This window comes from Ruegeria sp. BF10, from assembly GCF_056538725.1.
In genome coordinates, this window is sequence record NZ_JBQFTR010000001.1 from 1,240,311 (window position 1) to 1,260,695 (window position 20,385).

At 58.4% G+C, this 20,385-nt stretch carries 19 protein-coding genes and 1 tRNA gene; 9 read left to right on the forward strand and 11 right to left on the reverse strand.

Going from position 1 to position 20,385, the window contains the following annotated elements:
• Nucleotides 1–2: 2 nt before the first annotated feature.
• Nucleotides 3–779, forward strand: a complete 777-nt coding sequence (locus ACR0DJ_RS06275; RefSeq protein ID WP_170344735.1) for a phytoene/squalene synthase family protein — start codon at nucleotides 3–5, stop codon at nucleotides 777–779.
• On the opposite strand, the gene ACR0DJ_RS06280 is transcribed toward ACR0DJ_RS06275, so the two are convergent.
• The gene (locus ACR0DJ_RS06280) at nucleotides 780–2,006 is read right to left on the reverse strand and encodes an MFS transporter (protein ID WP_480684242.1); all 1,227 of its coding nucleotides are present in this window, start codon (nucleotides 2,004–2,006) and stop codon (nucleotides 780–782) included.
• A gap of 97 nt (nucleotides 2,007–2,103) precedes the next feature.
• Between ACR0DJ_RS06280 and ACR0DJ_RS06285 the strand changes: the two genes are divergently transcribed.
• Nucleotides 2,104–2,736, forward strand: coding sequence for a DNA-3-methyladenine glycosylase family protein (locus ACR0DJ_RS06285; RefSeq protein WP_480684244.1), 633 nt, complete (start codon nucleotides 2,104–2,106; stop codon nucleotides 2,734–2,736).
• Nucleotides 2,733–3,398: an alpha/beta hydrolase gene (locus ACR0DJ_RS06290; protein ID WP_152458076.1), complete on the forward strand. Its 666-nt coding sequence runs from the start codon at nucleotides 2,733–2,735 to the stop codon at nucleotides 3,396–3,398. Before ACR0DJ_RS06285 ends, ACR0DJ_RS06290 begins: the two co-directional genes overlap by 4 nt.
• 45 nt (nucleotides 3,399–3,443) lie before the next feature.
• Here ACR0DJ_RS06290 and ACR0DJ_RS06295 read toward each other — a convergent pair whose 3' ends face one another.
• Nucleotides 3,444–3,869, reverse strand: a complete 426-nt coding sequence (locus ACR0DJ_RS06295; protein WP_480684246.1) for a VOC family protein — start codon at nucleotides 3,867–3,869, stop codon at nucleotides 3,444–3,446.
• A 32-nt stretch (nucleotides 3,870–3,901) separates the two neighbouring features.
• Nucleotides 3,902–4,507 (reverse strand): rRNA large subunit pseudouridine synthase E, encoded by a 606-nt coding sequence (locus ACR0DJ_RS06300; protein WP_480684248.1) that lies wholly within the window; start codon nucleotides 4,505–4,507, stop codon nucleotides 3,902–3,904.
• A 213-nt stretch (nucleotides 4,508–4,720) separates the two neighbouring features.
• Here ACR0DJ_RS06300 and ACR0DJ_RS06305 point away from each other — a divergent pair, with 213 nt between their 5' ends.
• Nucleotides 4,721–5,308, forward strand: a complete 588-nt coding sequence (locus ACR0DJ_RS06305) for an HNH endonuclease (RefSeq protein ID WP_480684250.1) — start codon at nucleotides 4,721–4,723, stop codon at nucleotides 5,306–5,308.
• Here ACR0DJ_RS06305 and ACR0DJ_RS06310 read toward each other — a convergent pair.
• Nucleotides 5,305–5,775: a disulfide bond formation protein B gene (locus ACR0DJ_RS06310; protein ID WP_171639446.1), complete on the reverse strand. Its 471-nt coding sequence runs from the start codon at nucleotides 5,773–5,775 to the stop codon at nucleotides 5,305–5,307. The two genes, ACR0DJ_RS06305 and ACR0DJ_RS06310, sit on opposite strands and share 4 nt — an antisense overlap.
• Nucleotides 5,772–6,350: a YqaA family protein gene (locus ACR0DJ_RS06315; protein WP_152458071.1), complete on the reverse strand. Its 579-nt coding sequence runs from the start codon at nucleotides 6,348–6,350 to the stop codon at nucleotides 5,772–5,774. The genes ACR0DJ_RS06310 and ACR0DJ_RS06315 overlap by 4 nt, the downstream gene beginning before the upstream one ends.
• A 147-nt stretch (nucleotides 6,351–6,497) precedes the next feature.
• Between ACR0DJ_RS06315 and ACR0DJ_RS06320 the strand changes: the two genes are divergently transcribed.
• From ACR0DJ_RS06320 to ACR0DJ_RS06335, 4 genes are all read left to right on the forward strand, one after another.
• Nucleotides 6,498–6,583, forward strand: a tRNA-Leu gene (locus ACR0DJ_RS06320).
• 616 nt (nucleotides 6,584–7,199) lie between these two features.
• Complete coding sequence (locus ACR0DJ_RS06325; protein ID WP_170344173.1) at nucleotides 7,200–8,168, forward strand: TAXI family TRAP transporter solute-binding subunit; 969 nt, start codon at nucleotides 7,200–7,202, stop codon at nucleotides 8,166–8,168.
• Between the two features lie 98 nt (nucleotides 8,169–8,266).
• Complete coding sequence (locus ACR0DJ_RS06330) at nucleotides 8,267–10,876, forward strand: TRAP transporter permease (RefSeq protein WP_170344174.1); 2,610 nt, start codon at nucleotides 8,267–8,269, stop codon at nucleotides 10,874–10,876.
• A complete protein-coding gene (locus ACR0DJ_RS06335) occupies nucleotides 10,873–11,304 on the forward strand; it encodes a universal stress protein (RefSeq protein ID WP_170344175.1) in 432 nt (143 codons plus the stop codon). Before ACR0DJ_RS06330 ends, ACR0DJ_RS06335 begins: the two co-directional genes overlap by 4 nt.
• Nucleotides 11,305–11,398: 94 nt before the next feature.
• Here ACR0DJ_RS06335 and ACR0DJ_RS06340 read toward each other — a convergent pair whose 3' ends face one another.
• From ACR0DJ_RS06340 to ACR0DJ_RS06350, 3 genes are read right to left on the reverse strand one after another with little or no spacing between them, the layout of a single operon-like run.
• A complete protein-coding gene (locus ACR0DJ_RS06340) occupies nucleotides 11,399–12,439 on the reverse strand; it encodes a lipocalin-like domain-containing protein (protein WP_480684254.1) in 1,041 nt (346 codons plus the stop codon).
• Nucleotides 12,429–14,843, reverse strand: coding sequence for an ABC transporter permease (locus tag ACR0DJ_RS06345; RefSeq protein WP_425078309.1), 2,415 nt, complete (start codon nucleotides 14,841–14,843; stop codon nucleotides 12,429–12,431). The genes ACR0DJ_RS06340 and ACR0DJ_RS06345 overlap by 11 nt, the downstream gene beginning before the upstream one ends.
• A complete protein-coding gene (locus ACR0DJ_RS06350; RefSeq protein ID WP_480684257.1) occupies nucleotides 14,840–15,487 on the reverse strand; it encodes an ABC transporter ATP-binding protein in 648 nt (215 codons plus the stop codon). The genes ACR0DJ_RS06345 and ACR0DJ_RS06350 overlap by 4 nt, the downstream gene beginning before the upstream one ends.
• 173 nt (nucleotides 15,488–15,660) lie before the next feature.
• On the opposite strand from ACR0DJ_RS06350, the gene ACR0DJ_RS06355 reads away from it, so the two are divergent.
• Nucleotides 15,661–16,095, forward strand: a complete 435-nt coding sequence (locus tag ACR0DJ_RS06355) for an ion channel (protein ID WP_257600783.1) — start codon at nucleotides 15,661–15,663, stop codon at nucleotides 16,093–16,095.
• Here the strand turns inward: ACR0DJ_RS06355 and cls are convergent.
• From cls to ACR0DJ_RS06370, 3 genes are all read right to left on the reverse strand, one after another.
• The gene (gene cls, locus ACR0DJ_RS06360; RefSeq protein ID WP_480684259.1) at nucleotides 16,092–17,504 is read right to left on the reverse strand and encodes a cardiolipin synthase; all 1,413 of its coding nucleotides are present in this window, start codon (nucleotides 17,502–17,504) and stop codon (nucleotides 16,092–16,094) included. The two genes, ACR0DJ_RS06355 and cls, sit on opposite strands and share 4 nt — an antisense overlap.
• Before the next feature lie 23 nt (nucleotides 17,505–17,527).
• The gene (locus ACR0DJ_RS06365) at nucleotides 17,528–18,517 is read right to left on the reverse strand and encodes an HAD family hydrolase (RefSeq protein WP_480684261.1); all 990 of its coding nucleotides are present in this window, start codon (nucleotides 18,515–18,517) and stop codon (nucleotides 17,528–17,530) included.
• A gap of 99 nt (nucleotides 18,518–18,616) precedes the next feature.
• Nucleotides 18,617–20,218, reverse strand: coding sequence for an arylsulfatase (locus ACR0DJ_RS06370; protein ID WP_480684263.1), 1,602 nt, complete (start codon nucleotides 20,216–20,218; stop codon nucleotides 18,617–18,619).
• Between the last annotated feature and the right edge of the window lie 167 nt (nucleotides 20,219–20,385).

Consider the following 20,385-nt stretch of genomic DNA (forward strand, 5'->3'; position numbering starts at 1 on the left):
GCGTGGTTTTTGATGACGATGTCAAAGCCTGCGCCGCGCTGGTGCAGCGGGCTGATCCTGACCGGTTCCGCGCGACGATGGCGGCTCCGGTGTCGGCCCGGTCGGTGTTGTTTCCGGTCTATGCGCTGAATGTTGAAGTCGCCCGCGCTCCGTGGGTGACGCAAGAGCCCATGATCGCCGAAATGCGGCTGCAATGGTGGCGCGACGCGTTGCAGGAGATTGCAGAAGGCGCCCCTGTGCGGCGGCATGAGGTGGTGACGCCTCTGTCTCGGGTCCTGTCGCCTCATCTGGCAGGTATTCTGGATGAATTTGTCGCCGTAAGGCGTTGGGATATATATAAGGACCCGTTTGAGGATCAGGAGCATTTTGACGCCTATATCCAACACAGTTCCGGGTCACTTTTCGTGGCCTCAGCGCAGGCGCTGGGTGCGGCGGAGGAAAGCGTGCTGCGCGACTTCGGGTACGGAGTCGGTGTGGCAAATTGGTTCCGCGCCATTCCCGAACTGGAAAAGCGGGGTCGTGTACCTTTGCTTGATGGCACGACGGGTGGCGTTCAGCAATTGGCACAAACCGCCTTGGATCGATTGCGCAATGCACGATCAAACCGAGGCGAGATAGCGCCTGAGGCGCGTCCCGCGCTGTATGCGGGCTGGCTGGCGGAACGGGTTCTGAAGCAGGCCATCGCCCAGCCCCAGCGGGTGGCGGCAGGAACGCTTGAACCAGGCGAAATGCGTCAGCGCCTGTCCCTGATGTGGACCGTCGGCAGCGGGCGCTGGTGATCAGACGCTTTCGGGATCGGCCGGGCGCAGAACCAGCCACAGCAATGCGCCACCTGCCAGTGTCAGCAAGGGGATCATGGCAAGGTTAACAGCATTCCACCCCTCGATCGCGGATCCGCCCGAGCAGTTCATCAACCCACCCGAGGCCAGCGATGCAAGTGTCACACCGCCAAACACCAACAGGTCATTTAGGCCCTGCATCCGACCACGCTCTTGCGGTTCATGAGATGCGGCCAGCATCGTGGTCGCGCCGATGAAGCCGAAATTCCAACCAATGCCCAGAAGGACGAGGGCAACAAAAAAGTTCCCCAGTTCAACGCCTTGCAGCGCAACCACTCCTGATGCGGCAAGTATGGCCAGGCCCAGAGCGACGATCTTTTCAACGCCAAACCGGGCGATCAGGTGCCCGGTGAAGAAGCTGGGAACATACATTGCCAGCACGTGACTTGTCACGATATCCGCCGCGTCATTGGCCGAAAACCCACATCCGACAACCGCAAGCGGTGTCGAGGTCATGACAAGATTCATCAGCGCATAAGACACCATGGCACAGATGATCGCGACGGCAATGCGGGGCGTTTTCAACAGCTCGATCCGTGACCGCCCCTTGGGTTCATCAGCCGCAGGTTTCGCAGGCGTCGGAATGTCGAGAAAGAAGAACAGCACCGAACCCAGAACGTTGATGCCGATTACGGCCATATATGTACCCAGAAAAGGGATGACGTAAGCTTCAGACGTCAGCTTCACGATCTGAGGCCCAATGATGGCGGCCGCCAATCCGCCCGCCATGACATATGAAATCGCCTTGGGGCGGAAATCGTCTGAAGCGGTGTCTGCTGCTGCAAAGCGATAGAACCCGTGTGCGCTCATATAGATGCCGGTCAGCAGGCTGCCGACCAGAAAGATGGGGAAGGAACCAAGGAACAGGCCATAAGCTCCTATCAATCCGCCCAATGCGCCGGCGGTTGCCCCGACAAGAAACCCCACGCGGCGGCCCCATTTTTGCATGATGGCCGAGATCGGCGTGGCCGCCAGCATCGATCCCAGAACGATCAGGGATATCGGCAGGGTCGCCAAACAGGGGTTCGAGGCCAGCGACTGACCTGCAAGCCCGCCAACGATGAACATCATCGGCATCTGCGCGCCCAGTATGGCTTGGGCAGCCACCAGCACGGCCACATTGCGTTTGGCCCGTCGGTCGTCCGGAAGGGTTGAAATCATGGTCATGGGCGAATGGTTATCGGCTAAGTGTTTGAGGCACAACCGGGTTGCATCTGCGTCACATGCGCCTAACGTGCCCGAGATAGCAGAGCAGGGAGGCCGCATGTCCGCAGGCCGCATCATCGAAACATCGGACTGTGTGGCCGAAGGGGCCGAGTGGCTGGCCAAAACCTGTCCGCGCATGGCGTATGCGATGGATCAGACCGGCCCCTTGCCGCTGCGCCGCCGCCCCGATGGGTTTGCGCAATTATTGAGTGCAATTGTCAGTCAGCAAGTCAGCGTGGCTTCGGCCAATGCGATCTGGAAACGGCTTCAGGATGCAAGGTTGACCGGCCCGCGCAAGATCCTGTGGGCAACGGATGATGATCTGCGGGCAGTTGGGCTGAGCCGACAGAAGATCCGATATGCGCGGGCACTGGCCGAGGCACGTATCGACTACAAGGCACTGCGCGATGCAACTGACGCAGATGTCGTCGCTACTTTGACGCAAGTTCCGGGTATCGGTGTATGGACAGCCGAAATCTATGCGATGTTCTCACTGGGTCGCGCAGATGTCATCGCACCCGGTGATCTCGCCCTGCAAGAGGCGGCGCGCATCCTCTATGACTTGCCTGAACGTCCAACGGACAAGGAATTGCGCAAAATGGCCGAGGCCTGGTCGCCCTGGCGTTCGGTTGCGGCACGGGTGCTGTGGGCCTATTACCGGGTTGCAAAACAAAGAGAAGGGATCAGATGACACGGGTTTTGAATGCGCTCCGGAAAGAGCCTGTTTCGGGCGACACGCGCTCGGTCGTAGTGTTCGTGCATGGCTACGGCGCAAACGGTGCCGATCTGCTGGGATTGGCCGATCCGCTGGGCGAACACCTGCCTGATACGTTGTTCGTGGCCCCCGACGCCCCCGAGCAGATCCCCGGAATGCCCAATGGGTATCAGTGGTTCCCGATTCCGTGGATCGACGGGTCTTCCGAGGAAGAGGCCCGCCGGGGCATGGAAATGGCGGTCGAGGACTTCAACGCCTTTCTGGACGCGCTGATGGTGGACGAAGATGTTCTGCCCGAACAGGTTGTATTGTTTGGCTTCAGCCAAGGCACCATGATGAGCCTACACGTTGCGCCGCGGCGGGAAGATCCCGTGGCCGGGATCGTAGCCTTTTCAGGCCGTTTGCTGGAACCCGATCTGCTGGTGGATGAAACTGTTAGCCGGATGCCTGTCTTGCTGGTGCATGGCGACGCTGATGACGTCGTTCCCCCACAGTCCCTGCCGGAAGCGGCCGAAGCCTTGCAGGCTGCGGGTTTCAAAGAGGTCTATGCCCATGTCATGAAAGGTACCGGGCACGGTATCGCGCCGGATGGGCTGAGCGTTGCGCTGGCCTTCATGCGCGACAAGCTGAGCCTTTAGTCTTTGGAACCTGATCAGCGGAGCGCCCATGCGTTCCGCACCGGATCAAGTCCAAAGGTGCGCTTCGGCGAACTCGACCGAGTTTCCGGCCGGGTCGCGCACATACAGGGACCGTACGCCGCCGGGCCAGTCAAACTCGGCATCTACCGGAATATTCCAGTCCAGAAGGTGTTTGCGCATCACTGCGATTTCCTCTCGTGACAGCACAAGACACACATGTCCGGGGCCGCGCGCGCCGTGGGGCGGAACCGGCATACCGGGGTCAAGCGGCGGTTGTTCGGTCTGGTCGGGATTGAATATCAGCAGGACCGATCCGCCGATGCGATAGAAAAGATGGCGGTCGGCGACACGTTGTATGCGTTCGAGCCCAAGAACTTCGCCGTAAAACTGTTCTGCCGCGTCCAGATCATCAACATAGAGCGCCGCTTCCAGAATGGCCGAAGGGGCCGGGATGTAAGGCGTTTTCTTCATGACCCCAGTTTAGCAGATCGGGGCAGGGTCTGTCACCGGCGTGGGCGACGGTCGCGCTTGCGTTGGGGGGCCGCGTTCAGTGTCGGCATTGGCAGACTGTCCCAGTGCCCGGGCTCAAGATCATCCAGGGTCCAGTCTCCGATGCGGTAACGGATCAGGCGCAGCGTCGGCAGACCAACTGCCGCTGTCATCCGGCGCACCTGTCGGTTTTTGCCTTCACGTATGGTCAGTTCAAGCCAGCTGTCCGGAACGGTCTTGCGTTCGCGGATCGGCGGGGTGCGCGGCCAGAGCGCCTCGGGCTCGTCGATTTGGCGGGCCTTGGCAGGACGGGTCAAACCATCCTTCAATTCCACCCCGTTGCGAAGCGTTTTCAGGGCAGCCTCGTCGGGGGTGCCTTCAACTTGGACCCAATAGGTTTTGGCCATCTTGTGCTTTGGGTCAGAGATCTGGGACTGCAACTTCCCTTGATCCGTCAGCAGCATCAAACCTTCACTGTCACGGTCCAGCCTGCCCGCGGGATAGACGCCCGGCAGATCGATGAAATCGGACAGCGTTCTGCGCGGGCTGTCCGTATTGGCGCGGTCGGTGAACTGCGGCAGAACATCATAAGGTTTGTTGAAGCGAATGAACCAGGACATGATCTGCGCATAGCCTGAAGATTACCCCCCGTGCAAGCTGTGGATAACTGTCATGTGCCTGTTACGGATTCGCGTTAACCCGTCTGCGACATATTGTGGAAAATCAGGGCTTGTCAGAGTTTTAACACGATATATAGTTATAAAAAGACCGGGGCGGGTGCTCCCCGCTCTGGTGTCACAAACGGGCAGCTGAGAGCGAGGAGCGATTCTGTGATGGACGGAGACTTCAGGACCGAATTTGTAAGGGAGCCGGGTGCGCTCAAACAACACCCGGCCCTGGTTTTGAACGCCGATTATCGCCCCTTGTCCTATTACCCGCTGTCACTGTGGCCTTGGCAAGAAGCGATCAAAGCGGCCTGGTTGGATCGGGTCGATATCGTGGCTGAATATGACGAGGTCGTCCGCAGCCCGAGCACCGAGATCCGAATACCCTCGGTCGTTGTTTTGAAAGACTATGTAAAACCCATAAAGCGCGTGGCCTTCACGCGCTTTAATTTATTTTTGCGGGATGAATTCCGCTGCCAGTACTGCGGCAGCCGTGACAACCTGACCTTTGACCATGTGGTGCCACGGGCCGCCGGTGGTGTGACCAGTTGGCAGAACGTGGTGGCGGCGTGCAGCCCGTGCAATCTGCGCAAAGGGTCGAAATCGCTGCGCCAGGCTCGGATGACCTTGCGCAAGCCGCCTCGTCAGCCCGATGCCGAAGCGTTGCGCAATATCGGACGGAAATTCCCACCGAACCACCTGCATGAAAGCTGGATCGATTTCCTGTACTGGGATGCAGAGCTGGACGAGTTTTAAGCCGCGCGGGTTTTCCACGCGGCCAGCCAGATCAGGACCAGCACAGCAGAAGCAATAGCGTTCCAGCCAGCCATCGAGATGCCAAACATCTCCCAGGGGATATCATCGCACCGCACCAAAGGCGCGGACATGATTTGATCGAACAGATCGTCTGCGGACAGACCGCTGATGCTGCCGGATGTGCAGCTGCTTGGGCCTTCCCACCAGCCTTGTTCAACGCCGGCGTGAAATGCACCCACCGCCGAAGTTGTCGCGGCCGCCGCTGCGCCCAGCAAAGGAAGAAAGGTCAGCCTTGGCAATGCCAGCGCCACGGCGCCGATCGCGATGGCCACTGCATGAGGATAGCGCTGCCAGATGCACATCTTGCATGGCGCAAGCCCGCCGAGATGCTGAAAGCCAAAAGCGGCCAGAAGAAGGGCCAGTGATCCTAGACTTGCCACCGCGACAAGTTGCGAACGTCTCGTCATAAGTATTTCACCACCAGGAAACCGCCAAACAGTAGGATGATGAACAAAGTGAACATTAGCCCCAGGCGCTTTTCGATGAAGTCGCGGATCGGCTCACCGAATCCCCAGAGCAGACCTGCCACCAGGAAGAACCTCAAGGCGCGAGCCAGAATCGAGGTCGCGATGAAAGTTCCAAGCGGCATGCCGGTCCAGCCGGACATAATGGTGATGACCTTGTAAGGGAAGGGGGTCACACCAGCGGCCAGAACGGCCCAGAACCCGAAGTCGTTGAAACGGGTATTGAATTCTTCCATGGCATGGGCTTTCCCCATGGATTCCAGAATGGGCTGCCCGATGCTTTCATAGAAAAACGCACCAATCGCATAGCCCAGCATGCCCCCCAGAACAGAAGCCACCAGTGCCACGGTTGCGATCAGCCATGCCCGGGACGGGCGGGCCAGAATCATCGGAATCATCAACACATCTGGCGGAATCGGGAAGAACGAACTTTCGATGAAAGCCACGATGGCCAGCGCCCACAGCGCGTGAGGGTGTTCGGCCAGACGAATAGTCCAGTCATAAAGCGATCGTAACATAAAGCACTCAAATCCCGTTTTCGGTCTGAAGCCCAGCCAAACCATGCGCCTGACGGACCGTCAACAGTCGAGGGCGAAACAAATGGAATATTGGATGGTTTTTGCCTCTGGACCTTCGCTCGGATGGGCGCTAATCCAGTGTTCGTGGCCCAAGTGGCGGAATGGTAGACGCAGGGGATTCAAAATCCCCCGCCTTCACGGGCGTGAGAGTTCGAGTCTCTCCTTGGGCACCACATTCCCGACGAATTCAGAATTCCGTCCGTCCTTATGGCGGGGTCCCGTGCTGGTGCCGTGATCAAGGTGCTGACCCGCAACCTTGGTCTTTATGTCTTGTTAGAGGCCTTCTGTAGCGGGCCGCAAATGCCACAACGTTCCGGGCCTGCATCAGCAGTCAGGTCATCAGGTCCCCGGCGGTGTGAATCGTGAACCGGGTTGGTATTGCGGGGCTTTTGTCAGATTCGCCCGAACGCAAAAACGTGACATGCCCTGCGTCCATGTTCGAAAACGCGGATCGCTCTTTTTCGCGCCGACTCGTGCCGGTTCATTGCATCGACGATGAAACCGAGTTTTGGGCTTCGATTGATCGTGTGACCCCAGACTGTTCGCTGTGAACTGATGGGGAAAGTTCTGGATTTATGCTCATATATGCGAATTGGCGCAGGTCCGACCGGTGCCGGCCTTGACATTGTGGGTATCTGAATGAAACCTCGAAAGGGTTGGGAGAAATTGGGAAATTCAAAGATTTGTAGCCGTTGCGATGCGGGCCGGTTTGTATTATCGGCACGCTTCCCTGAGCAGGTGATCAAACTTGATTTCCAACTGCCAGACAAAAAAAGTGGGAGTTAACAGATGAAAAACAGCAGCAAACTGAGCGTCGGCGCCTTCGTCACCGCAGCCCTTCTGGCTCCGGCGGCATATGCCGAAGAGTTCATTACAATCGGTACCGGCGGTGTCACCGGCGTTTACTATCCGACCGGCGGCGCGATCTGTCGTCTGGTCAACAAAGGCCGGAAAGAGCACGGCGTGCGCTGCTCGGTCGAATCGACCGGTGGTTCGGTTTACAACATCAACACCATCCGCGAAGGCGAACTTGAGTTTGGTGTGGCCCAGTCCGACTGGCAGTACCACGCCTATAACGGCACCTCGAAATTCGAAGAAGCGGGCCCGTTCGAAGGCCTGCGCGCCGTGTTCTCGGTGCACCCCGAACCCTTCACCGTCGTGGCCCGCGCCGATTCCGGCATCACCAACTTTGAAGACCTGAAGGGCAAGCGCGTCAACATCGGCAACCCCGGTTCCGGTCAGCGCGGCACCATGGAAGTCCTGCTGGGCGAAATGGGCTGGACCACCGACGATTTCGAACTGGCAACCGAGCTGAAAGCGGCTGAACAGTCAGCAGCCTTGTGCGACAACCAGATCGACGCGATGGTATACACCGTTGGCCACCCCTCGGGTTCGATTCAGGAAGCCACTACCGCATGTGACTCGGTTCTGGTGAACGTCAGCGGTGAGGCCGTGGACAAGCTGGTCAACGAAAACTCGTTCTACCGCAAGGCAACCATTCCCGGTGGCATGTACCGTGGATCCGACGAAGACACCGCGACCTTTGGTGTGGGCGCGACCTTCGTGACCTCGGCCGATGTATCGGAAGATGCGGTTTACGCGGTCGTCAGCTCGGTCTTTGAAAACTTCGATGATTTCAAAAAGCTGCACCCGGCATTTGCAAACCTGAAGCCGGAAGAGATGATTGCGGACGGCCTGTCGGCTCCGCTGCATCCGGGTGCCGAGAAGTACTACAAAGAAAAAGGCTGGATTCAGTAAACCAGACCTGACGCAGGGTGCCCAAGGGCGCCCTGCACAAAACCCGTAAGAAACGGGGTTCAGATGGCCGAAAAATGGCCGCGACGGGGAGACATTTGATGAATTCCGACACTCAATCCAATCGTCCGCTTTCCGAAGAAGAGCTTCAGGATCTGGTTGCGTCTTCTGACGCAGGAGGGCGCAATCCGGTCGGGAACGTGGGCGTTTTCCTGGCGGTCGTGGCCGCGATCTGGTCGATATTTCAAGTTGTTCTGGCTTCGCCCCTGGCGAATTATGTCTTGCCCGGAAGCGTCGTGAACAATGCACGGCAATTCCACCTGGCTTTTGCCCTGTTTCTGGCTTTTGCAGCCTATCCCGCGCTGAAATCCAGCCCGCGGGATTTCATCCCGGTTCAGGATTGGATCATGGGATTGGTGGGTGCGTTTGTCGCGCTGTACGGCTATTTCTTCTATGACAAGATCGTCAATGCGGGCGGTTTGGCCGACGACACCGACAAATGGGTTGCGTTGCTTGGCTTGATCCTGCTGTTCGAGGCCGCGCGCCGTGCGCTTGGCCCGGCCATGGCAATCATTGCGACGATATTTTTGGCCTATGTCTTCTTCGGTGCTTCAGAGTGGGTGCCTGAAGTTATCCGCTGGAAGGGCGCGAGCCTGAAAAAGGCGATGAGCCACATGTGGATCACGTCAGAAGGCGTGTTTGGTATCGCACTGGGTGTTTCCACGAAATTCGTCTTCCTGTTCGTGCTGTTCGGCGCATTGCTGGATAAAGCCGGGGCAGGGAACTATTTCATCAAGATGGCCTTTGGGGCGCTTGGCCACCTGCGCGGTGGTCCGGCCAAGGCGGCTGTCGTGGGCTCGGCTGCGACCGGCCTGATCTCGGGCTCGTCGATTGCCAACGTTGTCACCACGGGTACATTCACCATCCCACTGATGAAACGCGTCGGATTCAGCAGCGAACAAGCCGGCTCGGTCGAGGTCGCCAGTTCCGTGAACGGGCAGATCATGCCGCCGGTGATGGGGGCCGCTGCCTTCCTGATGGTGGAATATGTGGGCATCTCATATGTCGAGGTGATCACCCATGCCTTCCTGCCAGCTGCGATTTCCTACATCGCGCTGGTCTATATCGTGCACCTTGAGGCGGTGAAGCGGAACATGCCCACGCTGGGCGACCGCGATGTGCATCTGGCGCGGACCGTGGTGGGGATGCTTGCATTCTTCCTGGTGTTTGCAGGTCTTTGCTATGGGTCGCAATTCCCGGTGGATGCCGTGACAAGCTGGGTGCCGTCGGCGGCCGGTCTGGTGCTGAGCCTGATTATCTGCGCGGTATATGTTGCCCTGCTGTATTTGGCGGCCCAGGTGCCTGATTTGGAACCGGATGACCCGAACGCAAAAGAGGTTACGCTGCCGGTCATCGCCGATATCTACAAGGCAGGTCTGCATTACCTGCTGCCGATCATCGTTCTGGTCTATTTCCTGATGATTGAACAGAAGTCACCGGGCCTGTCCGCGTTCTGGGCGACATCGCTGCTGTTTGTCATCCTGCTGACGCAGAAGCCGCTGAAGGCGATGTTCCGGGGGCAGAGCAACCTCTACAACACTTTCATCGATGGTGTTGCCGACCTGTGGCAAGGGCTGATCGACGGGGCACGCAACATGATCGGCATCGCGCTTGCCACGGCAACCGCGGGCGTGATCGTGGGAACCGTCACGTTGACGGGTGTTGGTCAGGTGATGGCCGATCTGGTCGAGTTCCTGTCGGGCGGCAATCTGATCCTGATGCTGGTCATGGTCGGGCTGCTCAGCCTGATCCTGGGCATGGGCTTGCCGACAACCGCGAACTATATCGTTGTCAGCTCGTTGATGGCCGGGGTGGTTGTTGAACTGGGTGCGCAAAGCGGGCTGATCGTTCCCCTGATCGCCGTCCATCTGTTCGTTTTCTACTTCGGGATCATGGCCGACGTGACACCTCCGGTCGGGCTTGCCAGCTTTGCCGCCGCGGCTGTGTCGGGCGGTGATGCGATCAAAACCGGTTTCACGGCCTTCTTCTACAGCCTGCGCACCGTGGCGCTGCCCTTCGTCTTCATTTTTAACACCGATCTTCTGCTGATCGATGTGACATGGGTCGAAGGGATCACAGTGGCGATTTTCGCGACCATAGCGATCCTTGTCTTCACGGCAGGCACCATGGGGTATTTCCTGACCCGCAGCCGGATCTATGAAAGCATCGCGCTGATCGCCGTGGCATTCGCGCTGTTCAGGCCGGATTTCTTCATGGATCGCATCGCACCTCCATACACTTCGGTCGAGCCTGCGGCGTTTGTCGAAACCATCGGCCAGACTCCACCCGGAACCGAGGTTCGCATGGTGATCAGCGGGCCGGATTTTGACACCGGTAAGATGGTGGACACCACGGTTGTCGTGCCAGTCGGATCAGAAGAGGGCGGTGACGCGCGCGTCGATGCCATGGGGCTGCTGTTGCTCGAAGAGGATGGTCTTGTGAAACTAGATGAGCCGATGTTTGGTTCACCGGTTGCCGATGATCTGGCCAACTTTGACTATTACGGTGACGAGGCTGTGCGCCTGAGCTCGGTCAGCCTGCCGTCCAGCCAGCCTCCGAAGCAACTGGTCTATATCCCGGCGATGATCCTTCTCGGCCTTATCGCTTTCCTGCAACGCGGTCGTGCCGCAAGACAAGGAGTGCCCGCATGACACGCTCTGTTCTGTGTGCCGTTGATATCAGCAACGGCGAGATTGATGCACCGGTTCTGAAAAAAGCAGCCGCGCTGGCGGATATGGAAGGGGCGCAACTTGACGTGGTGACGGTGCTGCCCGATTTCGGGGAAAGCTGGGTGTCGGGGTTTTTTGAATCCGGTTTTCACGACAAGGCGTTGGAGGAAGCGCAGGCCAAGCTGACGGCGCTGTGCGTATCGACCCTGGGGGCCGAGCGCAATGAAACCATCCGCCATGTGGTTGCGACAGGAACAGCTTATCAGGAGATTTTGAAGACGGCCGAAAGTGCCGGCTCTGATTTGATCGTAATCGGAGCCCACAAGCCGGATTTGAAGGATTACCTGCTGGGCCCGAATGCGGCACGTGTGGTGCGACATTCCAACGTCTCGGTCTACGTGGTGCGCTGACGCGAAAAGCAGATCCAGTACGCAAATGTGTTGAAACGCCGACGGCAGTCCGCTGCCGTCGGATCATTCAGGAAGCATTTGTGCGGCAGCTGTTTCAGTAGCCTGTCATTTCCAGATAACCAACGCCTTCGTGGCTGCCAGTGACTGTAACCGGGCCTTCCCAGTATTCGAAACGCGTCCCCATCCAGGCATCTGGCGTCAGGGCGGATACCTTGACGTCGATGCCTCGGTCCGCAAGCACGACGCGCCATTGCGTCGGGACGTCGCGGCCTGCCACCTGATCGGTCGCAAGCGGCTCTAGCCTGACGGATCCGTCGGGGATGGCATCGGTGCTGCCGTCTGAATTGATCCATGTGGCCGACGTGAAATCGCCGCGACCACCGCGCAAGCGAAAGGCCATCAGTTTGTCTCCGCCTTCGAAGCTGAGCGAAAACCAGTCCCAGCCGGTTTGATCCTCGGCCAGGGGTTGCGATGACCATTCCCGGTCCAGCCAGCCCTGACCAGTGACGCGCATATCGCCGTCCGGCAGGTGCAGTATGCCTTCAACTGAATAGAAGGGTTGCGAATAGTAATAGCTGGCTTGCCCGTCGGCGGATTTGACGGAATAGCCCGCTTGGCCATGAAACACCAACGGGCCTTGTGCCGTCAGCGCAAGATCATACCCGAAATCAGCCCCGTTTGCCGTCAGGGTCAGGGTGTCCATGTCCGGTCCGGCCATGCGCCATTCGTCGATCCAGGCTTCGAACGGTTGCGCCGCAACACCTGCCTGTCCGATCCCCCCACGCGACAGGCGTTCGGCAAAATAGTGGGTGTCAGGCGTGGTGGTAGCCGCATGGCCCATCCAGATCTGCGGGCTTTGCCATCCATCTGTTTCAAATGGCTTCAGGGCCGACCGGAAAAGGGTCCATTGTATACCATAGTCACGCCCGTCCTCGCCTTTGAGGTTGGCCGTCAGATACCACCATTCGATCCGATAGGCGGGATGTGGCCCGTGGTCTTTGGGAAAGTCGAACGCGATCCCCGACTGCGGAATCTCGAATCCTTCGGCTGATCCTCCAAGGCCAGCATAGCCCTGCGCCCAAAGCGGCGATGGGCACAAAAACACGAGAACGGCCAAAAGGGCTTTAACGTTCATTGGCGAACACCTTCAGCAAATCGGCAGGGGGCAGACGCACCATGCGCAGCGCGGGCAGGGCCGCGGCAACCAGGGCGGCCAGCAGGGTCAACAGGAACAGCCACAACCAATCCCAGGGAAACACGAACATCGGCAATCGCCAGCCAAAGGCCTGTACATTGATCACTGCCAACAGAACCCAGGCGAGGATCAGACCAAGCGGCAACGCCAGACACGCGGTCAGAGCCGCGAGCAGCACGCTGCGCAGCAGTTCCAGCCGCGCCAGTTGCGCCCGGTTCAGCCCCAGTGCCCAAACCGGAGCAATCTGAGGCAAGCGCTGGGTCCACAGGGTCAGCAGGCTGGTAAGTATGGCAAATCCCGCCACGCCGAGGGTCAGAACATTGAGTGCCGAGGTCACGACAAAGGTCTTTTCGAAGATTGCCAATGATTGCGCCTTCATGGCGGCCTGCTGAACCACGGCCTGACGCGGCAGGGCGAACCGCTCGCGCAAGGTTTGCGCCATTTCAGTCGCCTGTTCGGGGTTCAAACGGATGCCAAACCGTCGGGTCTCTGCCCCCGGCGCGATGCGGTCAAGCTGGGCCATCGAGACAATGGCTTGCCCGGTCGGGTTTCCGTAATCCGAATACACCCCGGCTATGGCCAACGCATGATCCGGGGACAGTGTCAGCGTATCTCCGGGCCAGAGGTTCGCGCGCCGTGCCAGTTGTTCGTTGATCAGAATCGCGTCTCCGGCCATGACGTCGTCCCATACGGTCGCGGTTGCCGATATCAACGGCCAGTGTTGCCGATAGACCGGATCGTCAATGACCCCGTACAGAAACAGGGGGCCCGTTTCATGTGGCAGTTCCATGTTGCGAATTGGAAGGATGGCCTTGACCTGTGGCCGCAGCCAATCCGTGATCTCGCGCCCCTGTTCTTCGTCACGGACGGTCAGATAGAGCTCTGAAGTCAGGCGTTGGTCCAGCCAGCCGACAAAGGTCAGCCGGAAACTTGAAACCATCGTGCCCACACCGATATTTGCCGCAAGCGCAAGCAACAGGGCCATCAGGGCAAGCGACAGCCCGGGCAATTGGGCGCGCATGTCGGCCCAGACCCACTGCGCGACAGCGCTGCGGGACCTGTTGCCAAAGACGGAAAGCGCAAAGGTCAGAAGCGCCGGCAACAAAAGCGCGGCACCGGTCAGCAATCCGGCCAACAGCACGAAACCGGCAACCAGCCCACCGATGCCGAGATAGGCGATGGTACCGCCGAAGATCAGGGCCAAGCCGAGCAAACCGGTCACAAGGCGTGTCCGAGCATTGCCCTGCCAGGCTTGCACTCCGGGCCCCGCCAGCAGAGGCATACGAGACAATCGCCACAGCGCATGGCCACTGGCAAACAAGGTACCGCAGACAGCCATCGCCATCCCGGCAAACACCCAATGGGGGTGCAATGTCAGCTGTCCGGTCACGGGTGCACCATACAGGCCGCGAAGGGTTGCTGCGACATCGGGCAACAACGCTCCGGCCAGAAAGAACCCAAGAAGCAGACCCATGGTTCCACCGATCAGGGCCAGCCCCGTCAGTTCGGTCAGGATCAGAAAGACCAGCCGCCGCATCGAAACACCCAGCGCTCGCAGGGTACGGATCATGCCTCGGCGTTGGGCAAAAGCCAGCCCGACAGTGCCGTTCACGATGAACAGGCCAACGGCAAAGGACAACAGGCCAAAAGCCGACAGATTCAGGTGAAAACTGTCAGTCAGCCGTGCAGTATCGACTTGCGAGGATGGGCTGGCGCGCTCCAGTTCGGGCGCGATTTCGGCCAGGGGGGGGCGATCACGCGGCTGATCCGGCAAAACAATGAGGCGCGAGATGAAACCGGTTTGGTTCAGCAGGGCTTCGGCTGTGCCGATATCCGTCAGGATAACGTCTGGTGGCAGCGCCGTGGTGAGTGAAAACGGCGGAAGGTTGTCCTGGTCGCGCAACAGCGGCGCGAGTTCTGCCGCGATCAGAAGCCGCCCCGGGGCGGTCAGCATGTCGGCGGGATCGGGCGGTGCGGTGCTTTGGTCGGCTTCGGTAACGGCTGGCAGGGCCGGGTAGGCGACCATGTCCACACCCATCAGACGCAAAGTGCGGCCTGCGATCCGATAGGGGCCCTCCAGAACGGCCGCCACCTGCCAGCCAGCACGACGCAGATCGACGTAACGCGAGACCGGGATCAGACCGGATGGATCGCGCAACTCGTCGAACTGCCCAAGGGTGAGTTGCGCGTTGGCCCGGGCATAGCTGGCACGTGCTTCGGCATTGATGGCCTGAACCGCGGACCAGAGACCCGTGGCCAACGCGATGCCTGTCAAAAGCGTTGCAAGCTGCAACCAGTGCACCCGCCAATGTGACATCAAAGCCTGAATGACGGCAGCTGTCATTGGATACGACCACCGCAGAGCTGGAGGCTTCGATCCAGTCGGGCCGCGATCTGTTGGGAATGCGTGACCAACAGAAGCGCTGCGCCGGTATCGGCCACAAGTGCCAGCATCAGATCCAGTACTGTTGCACTGGCGGTTTCATCCAGATTGCCCGTGGGCTCATCCGCCAGCAGCAGTTTCGGGCGCGCAGCCATCGCACGGCCAATCGCGACCCGCTGCTGTTGCCCGCCGGACAGGTTTTCGGGATATCGGTCCAAAAGATCGGACAGGCCCAAGCGTTCGGTCAGATGTGCGGTCCAACCGGCATCCTCGACGCCGGCAAGGCGGGCGTGAAAGGAAAGGTTCTGCGCAACGGTCAGCGAAGGGATCAGATTGAACTGCTGAAACACCAGCGAGACCTGCCTGCGCCGCAACTCGGCCCGCCCGGCATCGTCCAAAGGGGACAGAGGCGTACCGTTCAGAGTGATTTCACCGCCGTCAAAACAATCGAGCGCAGCGGCAAGGTTCAGCAGAGTGCTTTTGCCACTGCCGCTTTCTCCGGTCAGGGTCAGAGTTTGCCCGTGATCAAGGGTCAGCGACACGTCGCGCAGAACCGGGCGCCCGCCGGGATAGGTTTTCTGAACACGGTCGATGGTCAACAGCATGATCTGGCCTTTTTTCTTCCAAGGATGTGCGACGGAATTCCAAACTGTCCAGTGCGGACCGGTACCCGGTTCCATTCGCCGCAGGCTTTTGGCACGATCGCCGGGGTTGTGCCCCGCACCTCAAAGGGCCATTCTGCCCGGACGGTCCACTGTCGTAAATCAGGATGAAAAACATGACGTTGCTGCATCAGATCATATGGGGCAGTACATTTCTGGCGCTCTGCTTCTTGGTCGAGATTCTTTTGTTAACCTGGTGTACCGTTGCGATCATCAAGTGGGATGAAAGATGGTCCGCCAAGGGGGTGTTCTTTGGAACGGCAACACCAATCGCGGTATCTTTGGCGTTTATCGTCGCCACGCATACGATTCAGGTCTGGATCTGGGCCATCGTATGGGTGTTGCTTGAGGTTCTGCCGGATTGGAACTCGGCCATCTATTTCTCACTGGTGACGTTCACGACTCTGGGATACGGCGATATCGTTTTGGGCGAAGGATTGCGTATCTTCGGGTCTTTTGCCGCGGTTGCCGGTCTGCTGGCCTTTGGTCTGTCGACCGCTTATCTGGTGGCGATGATGACGCGCGTCTTTCAAGAGAAATTCTTTTCCTAGAGGATAGGCGCAAACAGCCGCGCCAAGGGGGCGCCAAACCGGATATGCGCGGGTTGCTGGGCCAGACGGCGCGTCAACTCATAGCTCGCCTCGAAATCCGCGCGCAGCATCTGATCAACAGCCAAGGCTGCGCGGGCATCGAAAAACAGGGCCATCGCCTCGAAGTTCAGCCGGAAGGACCGGTTGTCCAGATTGGTCGTGCCGACCGCGGCCAGCGTGTCGTCAACCACCAGCACCTTCTGGTGCATGAATCCATCCGTATATCGGAACACTCGCACGCCGCAGTCGCGGATTTCGTCGAAATAGGCAAAAGCGGCCAGCCAGGGTAGCCGATGGTCGATCACATCCGGGACAAGGATGCGCACGTCCACCCCGCGCATCGCTGCATGTTGCAGGGCGGTCATGACGTCGATGTCGGGCACGAAATAGGGCGATGCGATCCACAGTCTTTCTTTCGCCTCGGCGATTGCCGAAAAGAACATCATGGCGCCGGTTTCGGTTTCGTCTCCGGGTCCGGTCGCCACCAATAGGGCATTCATGTCTTGCTCGGCCACGCTGCCTGCCCAGTCGAGATCATCAATCAGGTCTTCATCGCGGGCCCAGTGCCAGTCTTCGGTGAAGATGAGCTGCAATTGCCGGACGATGTGTCCGGTCATCTTGATATGCGTGTCACGCCAATGGCCGAAATGCGGGTCTTCTCCCAGATATTCAACGCCCACGTTGTGACCGCCGATAAAGCCTGTTTCACCGTCGATAACGACAGTCTTTCGGTGGTTTCGGTAATTCAGCTGAAACCGGAAATTCGGGCCGCGTTGACGGCGAGGGTCGGCCACGTCAATTCCCGCATCGCGCATCGTGTCCAGGTAGGTGCTTGGCAACCCATAACTGCCGACAGCATCGATCATGAAACGGACATGCACCCCACGTTTCGCGGCCTCGATCAGCTTGGTCTGAAGCTTGCGGCCCAGCGCGTCGTCTCGGACGATGTAGAACTGGATCAGGATATAGTTTCTGGCCTCGTCCAACGCCTCGAAAATGGCATCAAACGTTGCCTGACCATCAATCAGAAGCTGAGCACCATTGCCACTGGAGACCGGAAGGTGAGCCAGAAACTCGAATGGTCGTGGATTGATCGACATCGTGGTCGGATCAGGTCGGGAATAGTCGGCAAAGGTCTTGATTCCTTCGACGACCCGTTCGCTTTGCTGGCGCGCGATGCGATAGCCGCGAAACCTGTGGTGCCCCAGAAACAGGTACATCGGCACCGCAAAAACCGGTGCCGATACCAAAAAGACCACCCAGCCAACGGCTCCTTGCGGCGTGCGCGCGGTTTGTGCAGCGCGCACCGAAAACACAATCGCAATTGCATATAGCAAAAAAACAAAGGTGGAAACCAGCAATGTCCACATGGGCGGCAAGTCTTTCGGGTCGTTCAGTTTCCTCCAGTGTAGACCCGCGACCAGTCTTTCGCCATATCGACGATGACCCAGCCTTTGTCCGGCCCCTGATCCAGACCGTCAACCAACCGTCCGATCGGACTTTCCCGATCATAGGCCCATTCCCGCTCGGCATCGGTATGGTGGATCAGAACACCCAGCCGTGGCCCATTGCCCGAGGTTGTCCAATCCAGCATGGCGAAATCGCCGTCTGAGTTTCCGGCGGCCAGAATGGGGCGTTTGCCGATTGTGCGTTCGATGTTGATGGGTTTGCCTTCCTTGTCGTCGATGAAGGCAATCCCGGGGGCCTTGATTACGGTCGGAACGCCATCGACATCTTCGAAAGTCGAGTTTCCATAGGTGCCCAGAATCTGTTCCGGCGGAATGCCATAGGCTTGTTCCGCAAAGACCCGCATGAAGTGAATACCGCCACCCGAGACAATATAGGTCTTGAACCCTTCGTCCCGCAGATAGCGCAACAGCTCGACCATGGGCTGATAGGTCATCTGGTCATAAGGCAATCCGGTGTCCGGGTGTCGCGCTTCGGCCAGCCATTCCGCGACTGCGGCCTGAAACGCCTCGACAGTCGTCCCGGAATGTGACGCGTTGACAACTTCGATCAACGCATCGTGACCGCCTTGAAGAACCGTCGCAAGATCACCTTCGGCAGCGGCTTTCAAAGCAGGTGTGGACAGGATCGAAGGATCTTGTTCGGCCAGTTCAGAAAGCCGATCCATGGCGAAAATGAACTGGAAATACACCGGCTGTTCAGCCCAGAGCGTACCGTCATTGTCAAATACCGCGATCCGGGCTGCTGGGGTTACGTAGCTTTTGTTTTCAGGGTCTGTCACCGCCTCGACAAAGTCAACGATATGGTCCCGCGATGCCGTGTCCGCCCATGAGGGCAGCGGATCTGCGGATGCCGTGAAGCTCGCAAGTCCGCTCAGTACAACTGCAACAGCCAAGGCTAGGGGCTCTCTTGTCATGGCCTAATTCCTTCGACGCATGTTTCGGTAAGAAATACCGTGGATAAAACAAAAAACCCGCAGCGCCGATCAGGTGCTGCGGGTTCAGGTGTCGCGATTTTACTTGGAGCCGACCTGACTGAAGATCTTGTCCTTGGCGTCGCCAATCGTAAAGCTGCCCGGCTTCTGACGCGGCGGGAACTTTTCGAATGTTTCCAGGAACTGGCCCACATATTCTGCCGCAGGCAGCAGTAGGTAAACACGGTCGATATACCAATCCCAATAGGTGTTGGAAGTGACATTGGACCGTTCGTACGGATCGCGGCGCAGGTTGAAGAGCAACGGAATACGCAGTTCGGTCCAGGGCTCTGCCCAAGCACGCAAAGTCTGCGGATAGCGGTGCTCAAGAAACACTGCTTTCCAGTCATCGTAACGCAACGCAGTCAGATCACCATCGTCGGAGAAGTAGAAAATCTCGTGACGTGGGCCTTCATCTGTTTCACCCGTCAGGTACGGCAGGAAGTTGTATCCATCCAAATGCACTTTGTAGTCGCGTCCGCCGCCAACTTCGGCCACGGTGATCCCTTCAAGCAGCTGTTCCTTGATGTTCGGATTACCTGCAACCGCCAAATAGGTCGGCAACCAGTCCATGTGATGCATGATCTCGTTGCTGACCGAGCCGGCGTCGATTTTGCCGGGCCAGCGTACCATTGACGGAACACGCCAACCACCTTCGTAGTTTGTGTTCTTTTCCCCTCGGAACGGTGTCATCGCCGCATCCGGCCAGGTGTTCATGTGCGGGCCGTTGTCGGTGGAATAATGAACGATCGTGTTGTCCGCGATCCCCAGTTCATCCAGCAGGGCAAGGAATTGGCCGACATGCATGTCATGCTCGATCATCCCTGCTTGGTATTCATCCATATGCTTGCCGGCGATTTCGTCGGCTTTCGTGCGCATTTCGTCTTTGACATGAGTACGGAAGTGCATTCTGGTGCCGGACCACCAAACAAACCACGGAACACCTTCTTCCGTTTTGCGCGTGATGAAGTCGAGCGCGGCCGCAACCGTTTCGTCATCCACCGTTTCCATACGCTTTTTGGTCAGTGGGCCGGTGTCTTCGATCATTCCGTCAGCACTGGATTTTATGACCCCGCGCGGACCAAACCGTTCGCGGAATTCCGGGCTTTGCGGGTAGTCTTCGTTTTCAGGCTCTTCCTCGGCGTTCAGGTGGTAGAGATTTCCAAAAAACTCATCAAACCCATGATTGGTCGGCAACATTTCGTCCCGATCGCCCAAGTGGTTCTTTCCAAACTGACCGGTTGCATAGCCTTGAGCTTTTAGTAGGCCGGCAATCGTTGGATCTTCAACTTGCATGCCCTCTTTTGCGCCCGGCAAACCAACTTTGGACAATCCGGTGCGGAACACAGACTGGCCCATGATGAACGAGGACCGACCAGCCGTACAGGATTGTTCACCGTAGTAGTCGGTAAAGATCATGCCTTCCTTGGCAACCCTGTCGATATTGGGGGTTTGATATCCCATCAGGCCCATGGTGTAGGCAGAGATGTTGGATTGACCGATGTCGTCGCCCCATATCACAAGAATATTGGGTTTTTGATCCTGCGCCCAGGCGGGCACGGCAAGGGCGACAGTAACGGTCGCCACGGCGAACCGGCGCAGTGTTCTGCGCCAATTGTCTGCAATCATTCGTGGAGATGACATGAAGTGCTCCTGATCAGTCGGGTCTTAACGACCCGGAAAAGAAAATATAATTGAAGCCGCGAGCCTATACTTTGAAGCTGCAAGCAAGTTGTTGATTGCCCGCACAAAAAACAGATACTTGTTCGAGCAGTGAACACAGTTATTTTAAGCGATGAAACGTATCGAAA